8 protein-coding genes are annotated in these 6742 nt (G+C 68.3%); 4 read left to right on the top strand and 4 right to left on the bottom strand.

Annotated elements, in window-relative coordinates:
• Positions 1–249: 249 nt before the first annotated feature.
• The gene (locus tag AQJ91_RS03320; protein WP_067015973.1) at positions 250–900 is read right to left on the bottom strand and encodes a DNA-3-methyladenine glycosylase; all 651 of its coding nucleotides are present in this window, start codon (positions 898–900) and stop codon (positions 250–252) included.
• A gap of 139 nt (positions 901–1039) precedes the next feature.
• Between AQJ91_RS03320 and AQJ91_RS03315 the strand changes: the two genes are divergently transcribed.
• From AQJ91_RS03315 to AQJ91_RS03305, 3 genes are all read left to right on the top strand, one after another.
• Positions 1040–1822, top strand: a complete 783-nt coding sequence (locus AQJ91_RS03315) for a sporulation protein (RefSeq protein WP_067015970.1) — start codon at positions 1040–1042, stop codon at positions 1820–1822.
• A gap of 39 nt (positions 1823–1861) precedes the next feature.
• Complete coding sequence (locus AQJ91_RS03310; RefSeq protein ID WP_067015967.1) at positions 1862–2401, top strand: YbhB/YbcL family Raf kinase inhibitor-like protein; 540 nt, start codon at positions 1862–1864, stop codon at positions 2399–2401.
• A gap of 145 nt (positions 2402–2546) precedes the next feature.
• Positions 2547–3053 (top strand): HNH endonuclease, encoded by a 507-nt coding sequence (locus AQJ91_RS03305; RefSeq protein ID WP_067015964.1) that lies wholly within the window; start codon positions 2547–2549, stop codon positions 3051–3053.
• A 52-nt stretch (positions 3054–3105) separates the two neighbouring features.
• Here the strand turns inward: AQJ91_RS03305 and AQJ91_RS03300 are convergent, their stop codons facing one another.
• The 3 genes from AQJ91_RS03300 to AQJ91_RS03290 form a co-directional block, all read right to left on the bottom strand.
• Positions 3106–4071, bottom strand: coding sequence for an SPFH domain-containing protein (locus tag AQJ91_RS03300; RefSeq protein WP_067015961.1), 966 nt, complete (start codon positions 4069–4071; stop codon positions 3106–3108).
• Positions 4072–4201: 130 nt separating this feature from the next.
• A complete protein-coding gene (locus AQJ91_RS03295; RefSeq protein ID WP_067015958.1) occupies positions 4202–4633 on the bottom strand; it encodes an NfeD family protein in 432 nt (143 codons plus the stop codon).
• 95 nt (positions 4634–4728) lie between these two features.
• Positions 4729–5526, bottom strand: coding sequence for an ABC transporter ATP-binding protein (locus tag AQJ91_RS03290; RefSeq protein WP_067015955.1), 798 nt, complete (start codon positions 5524–5526; stop codon positions 4729–4731).
• A gap of 138 nt (positions 5527–5664) precedes the next feature.
• Here AQJ91_RS03290 and AQJ91_RS03285 point away from each other — a divergent pair, with 138 nt between their 5' ends.
• On the top strand, positions 5665–6453 hold the full coding sequence (locus tag AQJ91_RS03285; RefSeq protein ID WP_079084628.1) for a hypothetical protein: 789 nt from the start codon (positions 5665–5667) through the stop codon (positions 6451–6453).
• Positions 6454–6742: the final 289 nt, after the last annotated feature.

Below are 6742 nucleotides of genomic sequence, written 5' to 3'. Positions count from 1 at the left end.
CCCTGTCGGCGGGATTTGCCAGTGGCCTTGGGCTTTCGCCCGTCGACCTTTCGACATTCACTACGTTAGCCGATCCCCTCGCCAACTCATAATCGAGTTCCGCGAGCTCGAATTCAGGCATGCAAGCATGACGAATTCGCCCCTGCTGAGAGGGAGTCGTAGGTAGTGGGTTGGCCGCTTCCGGCTGCAGGCGATCGCCGTACCCGGTTCAAGCGGCTCGGGCTACGTTACGCGCCTCCCCGAGGCGAGTCAACTTCGTCGGCGCCTCGGGACATGGGCCCGATAAGGGCTCACCGTGGGGTCGTTGGCGATCCAGAAGCGCCAGGGATGGACGTCCCCGTTGCCTCCGTCGCCGGCCACGCCGGTGCGTGGGCCACTGCGTACCTGGTCGGAGGGGACCGGGGTCCCGGCGAGGACCCTCAGCGGAGTCTCGGCGGGGGCGCACGCGTCCGTGCCGTCCAGGACTCGGTCGACGTCCAGGGCCGTGGCCAGGCGGGCGGGGCCTTTGGCCAGTTCCTTGTCGTATCGGGCCGAGAGTCGACGTTTACGGGCGAGCTCGGCGCCCTCGACGATCTCGCCGGCGCGGAGCAGGACCGCGCTCGCCGTGCCGTCCGGACCGCACACCAGGTTCATGCAGTGCCACATGCCGTAGGTGAAGTAGACGTAGACGCGTCCGGGCGGACCGAACATCACGTCATTGCGAGCGGTACGCCCGCGATAGGCGTGGGAGCCGGGGTCGTTCGGACCGTCGTAGGCCTCCACCTCCGTGAGGCGGAGGGTGATCGGACCGTTCGGGGTGGTGCGTACGAGAAGGCGGCCCAGGAGGTCGGGGGCCACTTCCAGCACAGGGCGGTCGAAGAACGCCCGGGGCAGGGGCGTACGGTCGGGGGTCGCGATCATGCCGTCCGAGAGTAGTGCAGACGGGTGGCTGCAACGGGGTGGTCAGCGGGCGTTCGCCTTGCCAGGGTGAGGGCGCGGAACCGGCCGCGGCCGGATCGCGTTTGTAGGGACCAAGGATCCACTCTGAAAGAGGAGAGACATGGCGTTCAAGAAGCTGCTCGCGAGCCTGGGGGCCGGCGGGGCTTCGGTCGAGACGGTGCTGACCGAGGTCAACGTCGTTCCGGGCGGTGTCGTCCAGGGTGAGGTGCGGATTCAGGGCGGGTCCGTGAACCAGAACGTGGAGGGCCTGTCCGTGGGCCTCCAGGCGCGGGTCGAGGTCGAGGGTCAGGACTCGGAGTACAGGCAGGACATCGAGTTCACCAAGATGCAGCTCGGGGGTGCCTTCGAGCTGCAGGCCCAGGCCGTGCACGCGGTGCCCTTCGGTCTTGAGATCCCCTGGGAGACGCCGGTCACGACGATCGACGGGCAGACGCTGCGCGGGATGAACATCGGTGTGACCACCGAGCTGGCGATCGCGCGGGCCGTGGACTCCACCGACCTGGACCCGATCAATGTGCACCCGCTGCCCGCGCAGAAGGCGATCCTGGACGCCTTCATCCAGCTGGGCTTCCGCTTCAAGAACGCGGACATGGAGCGCGGCCACATCCGGGGTACGCGTCAGAAGCTGCCGTTCTACCAGGAGATCGAGTTCTTCCCGCCTCAGCAGTACCGCGGCATCAACCAGGTCGAGCTGAGCTTCGTCGCCGACGAGAACGCGATGGACGTCATCCTCGAGATGGACAAGAAGCCCGGGCTGTTCAGCGAGGGCAGCGACACCTTCCGGTCCTTCCAGGTGGGTCTGCACGACTTCCAGGGGACCGACTGGGCGGCGTACCTGAACCAGTGGCTGTCCGAGGTCGGCAGCAAGCGCAACTGGTTCTAGGCTCGGGATCTACGGATTCCACGATCAGGAGGTACCGAGGTGACCGAGCTCAAGAGGCGGCCTCTCCCCCACGACTTCCATCCGCCCGTGCCGTCGTTCACGGTCACGAGTGAGGACGTCGAGGAGGGCGCGACCCTCAAGGACGCTCAGGTCTACGCGGCCGGCAACACCTCGCCGCAGCTGCGGTGGGAGGGCTTTCCGCCCGAGACCAAGAGCTTCGCCGTGACCTGCTACGACCCCGATGCTCCGACGGGCAGTGGGTTCTGGCACTGGGTGCTGTTCGACATCCCGACCTCGGTGACCGAGCTGCCGGCGGGTGCGGGCAGTGGCAAGTTCGAGGGTCTGCCGGAGGGTGCGATCCAGGCTCGTAACGACTACGGGTCGAAGGACTTCGGCGGTGCCGCGCCGCCGCCCGGGGACGGACCGCACCGGTATGTGTTCACGGTGTACGCCGTGGATCAGGAGAAGCTCGGTCCGGACGCCGACGCCAGTCCGGCCTTCGTGGGCTTCAATCTGAGGTTCCACTCGATCGCCCGCGCTCAGCTGATCGGTGAGTACGAGGTGCCTGCCGAAGACTGACGTTCATGGAACGTTTGCCCGCCTCTGGTCTTGGAAGTGATCAGGGGCGGGCATTTTTTATTTCGTTGTCCATCTCGGCGTGCCCGGCCAGAGTTGATCCCAGCCCGCCAGGGGGTGGGTCGGTGCACACAGGAGGTGGGCTGGTATGCGGGACACGCTGGTACTGAACGCGAGCTTCGAGCCGCTGTCGACGGTGACGTTGAACCGAGCCGTCGTTCTGGTGCTGCAGGACAAGGCCGTCGTGGAGCAGGCCCACCCCGAACTGCGCATGCGCGGAGCCGCGGTCGACATACCGGTGCCCCGGGTGATCAGGCTCTGCAGGTATGTACGGGTGCCGTTCCGAAGACAAGCGCCGTGGTCGAGGCGGGGTGTGCTGGTCCGGGACCGGCACAGGTGCGCGTACTGCGGGCGGCGGGCGACGACCGTGGACCACGTGGTCCCGCGGGCGCAGGGTGGTACGGACTCCTGGCTGAATACGGTCGCCTCGTGCGCCGAGGACAACCATCGCAAGGCCGACCGGACGCCGGAGCAGGCGGGGATGCCGTTGCTGCGGGAGCCGTTCGAGCCGACGCCGCAGGATGCGATGCTGCTGACGTTGGCTCAGGATGACTTGGCTGCGCTGCCGAGTTGGCTCGCGCGGGATGCGGCGTAGCGTCTGCAGATCGAAAGAACCCCGCGCCCCAAAGGGGCGCGGGGTTCTTCTGTCAGTCGATTGACGGCTTCTCTCGGCGTTCCGTGCCCGCGCCGCCGTTGCCGTTGCCGCTGCCGCTGCCGCTGCCGCCCGAACCGCCGCCCATGGCGCCGAAGTTACCCATGGCGCCGGACAGGCCCTTGAGAGCGTCACCGATTTCGCTGGGGACGATCCAGAGCTTGTTGGCGTCGCCTTCGGCGATCTTCGGGAGCATCTGGAGGTACTGGTAGGAGAGGAGCTTCTGGTCCGGGTCGCCGGCGTGGATGGCCTCGAAGACCGTACGGACGGCCTGGGCCTCACCCTCGGCGCGCAGGGCGGCGGCCTTGGCCTCACCCTCGGCGCGCAGGATCTGGGACTGCTTCTCACCTTCGGCGGTGAGGATGGCGGCCTGACGCGTACCTTCGGCGGTGAGGATGGCGGCGCGCTTGTCACGATCGGCGCGCATCTGCTTCTCCATCGAGTCCTGGATGGAGGTGGGCGGCTCGATCGCCTTGAGCTCGACGCGGTTGACGCGGATGCCCCACTTGCCGGTGGCCTCGTCGAGGACGCCGCGCAGGGCCGCGTTGATCTCCTCGCGGGAGGTCAGGGTCCGCTCCAGGTCCATGCCGCCGATGATGTTGCGGAGGGTGGTGACGGTGAGCTGCTCGATCGCCTGGATGTAGCTGGCGACCTCGTACGTCGCGGCGCGGGCGTCGGTCACCTGGTAGTAGATGACCGTGTCGATGTTGACCACCAGGTTGTCCTGGGTGATCACCGGCTGCGGCGGGAACGGCACGACCTGTTCGCGCAGGTCGATGCGGTTGCGGATGGTGTCTATGAACGGGACGACGATGTTGAGGCCCGCGTTGAGTGTCCGCGTGTAGCGGCCGAAGCGCTCCACGATGGCCGCGCTCGCCTGTGGGATGACCTGGATCGTCTTGATCAGGGCGATGAACACCAACACCACCAGGATGATCAAGACGATGATGACCGGTTCCATCGTGCTCCCCGTACCCTTCTCCGCCTCGGCGCTTTCGGAAGATCTTATGGTTGTTGAAGATCTTGCTGGTCGAGTGTGACAGACCGTCGTGTACCCCGTGGGGTGTTCAGGCCACTTATGTCGTGCGAGGTCACATGATGATCGCCGTGGCGCCCTCGATCTCCACGACGTCCACTTCTTCGCCCACTTCGTAGGCGCGTCCGGTGTCGAGGGAGCGTGCCGACCAGATCTCCCCGGCGAGCTTGATCCGGCCGCCGTAGCTGTCGACCCGTTCCAGTACGACAGCCTGCCTTCCCTTCAACGCCTCCACGCCGCTGGCGAATTGGGGTCGTTGGGAGCGGTGCCGGGCCGCGATGGGCCGTACGACGGCGATCAGGGCCACCGAGACGACGGCGAAGACGAGAACCTGGATGACGACGTCACCGCCGAATCCGGCGACCGCCGCGGCGGCCACTGCGCCCACGGCGAACATGCCGAACTCCGGCATCGCGGTCACCACGAGCGGGATTCCGAGCGCGACCGCGCCGACGAGCCACCACACCCAAGCGTCGATGTCGTTCACAAGGTCATGGTAGGTCCGCGAGTCCTGTCCGGGACAGGGCGCAGATCAGGTTGGCACGGGCTTATTGCCTGTGTTTTCCGGCGACTTGGGCTCGCTCAGGCCATCGGGAGGCCCTGGGCGGTCCAGCGGTCGCCGAGTTGTTCGACGACGAGCGGGAGTCCGAAGCAGAGGGAGAGGTTGCGGGAGGTGAGCTCGAGCTCCAGCGGGCCGGCGGCGAGAACCTTGCCCTGGCGGATCATCAGGACGTGGGTGAAGCCGGGGGCGATCTCCTCGACGTGGTGCGTGACCATGATCATGGAGGGGGCGATCGGGTCGCGGGCGAGGCGACCGAGGCGGCGTACGAGGTCCTCGCGGCCGCCGAGGTCGAGGCCGGCGGCGGGCTCGTCGAGGAGGAGCAGCTCGGGGTCGGTCATCAGGGCGCGGGCGATGAGGGTGCGCTTGCGCTCGCCCTCGGAGAGGGTGCCGAACTTGCGGTCCAGGAAGTCGGTCATGCCGAGGCGGTCGAGGAAGGCGCGGGCGCGCTGCTCGTCGATGTCGTCGTACTCCTCCTGCCAGCCGGCCGTCATGCCGTACGCGGCGGTCAGCACGGTCTGCAGGACGGTCTGGCGCTTGGGCAGCTTGTCGACGAGGGCGATGCCGGCCATGCCGATGCGCGGGCGCAGTTCGAAGACGTCGGTGCCGGGCTTGCCGAGGGTCTCACCGAGGATGGTGGCGGTGCCGGTGCTGGGGTAGAGGTAGCTGGACGCGACGTTCAGAAGGGTGGTCTTGCCGGCGCCGTTGGGGCCGAGGATGACCCAGCGCTCGCCCTCCTTGACCGACCAGGAGACCTGGTCCACCAGAGCCCGGCCCTCGCGGACCACGGATACGTCCTGAAGCTCCAGAACATCGCTCATGAGCGTGCTGTCTCCCCTTGCAGTGTGACCGGTCTCGGCGTCTCGGCTGTCGCGTGCGCGTGTGGGCGCAGCCCTCAAGGAAATCTACGCCACCGGTGTGGCGCGTCATTCCATCGGTCCGGTCCTTAGGGTGGGGGCATGCTCTCGGAACCACGTTCAGGACGCCTTGCGGCTTGGGGAAATGCCCTTTTGGTCGGACTTGTCTCTCCGGATGACGCTGTGCTCGAGATCGTCGGGGACGACGCCGTGCACCGGGTCGAGGGGCTGCCGGGTGAGTCGGCGCCCGTCGGGCTCACGCTGGCGCTGGGACGGCTGCGGACGCTGGGGGTGACCGGGCTGCGGGTCGCGCTGCCGGCGCCGGGGCATCCGCTGGGGCTGAGCGGGCCGCCGGAGTTCAACGCGCGGGCGCTGGATGCCGAGGAGGCGGTGGTCTGTTACGGCGCGGCGTTCGGGTTGGTGCCGGAGGTGTACGAAGCGGGGCCCGAGGGTGATGTGCACGTCGAGGTCGTGTGGCATGTGCTGCCCGTGCGGGAGGCGCCGCCTGCGGATGTGCCGTCGCTGGGGGAGGCGGAGCGGGAGCTTGCCGAGGCGCTGCGGGATGCGACCGACGTGCTGTCGCGGCTGGATGTGGCCGGGTCGGGGCCGGTGGCTGAGGCGGCGATCGATGCGTATCGGGCTCGGGCCGAGCGGGGGCGGAAGGTGTTGGCTCCGGGGTATCCGCCTCGGGCGGTGCGGGTGCTGGAGTTGTCGCAGCGGGTGGGGGTGCTGGTTTCGCTGGCGTACGAGAACGGGCACGGGGGTGCGGTGAGCGCGTCGGAGATGGTGGCTCGAGGGGCTGCGTTGCGGCCGGTGGAACGGACTGCTCGGCGGGCGCAGGTCGCTGCGTACAACTCCGTTGTGGAGGAGCGGGAGCGGGGGGTTCGGTGAGCGTCGGGGTCTGGTGACCGGCGTTGGTACTGGGCGGGGGCGCACAGCCGGGCGCCGGCGGGGTGCCGCCTCCCCTTGGGACGGGCGCCGACCCAAGCGGCACGACTGCCCCCAGCTGGGCGGATGTCCGCGGCTGCGTGGGTGGGGCGCCGCCCCAGGGGTGCGGCTGCCCCCAGCTGGGCGGATGTCCGCGGCTGCGCCGATGGTGCGTCGCGCCGGAGGTGTGAGTGCCCGGCTGCTTGGTGGGGCTCGGCAAACCGGAGGGCCCCGCCAGTCATCCTGGCGGGGC

It is taken from the genome of Streptomyces dysideae (assembly GCF_001514305.1).
Classification (GTDB): domain Bacteria; phylum Actinomycetota; class Actinomycetes; order Streptomycetales; family Streptomycetaceae; genus Streptomyces; species Streptomyces dysideae.
The sequence above is the reverse complement of the archived record's forward strand: the minus strand, read 5'-3'. Positions and strand labels throughout refer to the sequence as shown.